Consider the following 451-nt stretch of genomic DNA (forward strand, 5'->3'; position numbering starts at 1 on the left):
GCCGCCGGCGATGCCCGCCATCACGGCGGCGCCGGTCTCGTCGACGAGGCGCGCGCCCTCCCCCCGCAGCGCCTCGGTGGCGAGGGGCATCGGGTCGGCCCCGACGGCGATCGCCGTCGGGTGGAACTGCACGAACTCGAGGTCGCGCATCGCCGCGCCGGCGCGTGCCGCCAGCGCCAGGCCCTGACCCGTGGCGCCGCGCGGGTTCGTGGTCGAGGCGTAGAGCGCGCCGACGCCGCCGGTGGCGAGCACCACCGCCCGGGCGGGGATGCGGAAGCGGGCGCCGTCGCGCTCGCACACCACGCCGGCCACCGCCCCGTGCTCGTCGCGCAGCAGGTCGTGGACCGAGGCCGTCACCAGCTCGATCGAGGGCGTGGCGAACACCGCCCGGACCAGGGTCTCGAGGACGCGGGCCCCGGTGGAATCGCCGCCGGCCCGCACGATCCGGCGG

The 451-nt window shown here is 78.7% G+C and carries 1 protein-coding gene; it reads right to left on the reverse strand.

Going from position 1 to position 451, the window contains the following annotated elements:
• The coding region (locus FV222_RS29015) for an FAD-binding protein (RefSeq protein WP_147816552.1) at positions 1 to 451 on the reverse strand (451 nt) is incomplete at both ends.

The sequence above is a fragment of the Methylobacterium sp. WL103 genome (assembly GCF_008039885.1).
Classification (GTDB): domain Bacteria; phylum Pseudomonadota; class Alphaproteobacteria; order Rhizobiales; family Beijerinckiaceae; genus Methylobacterium; species Methylobacterium cerastii.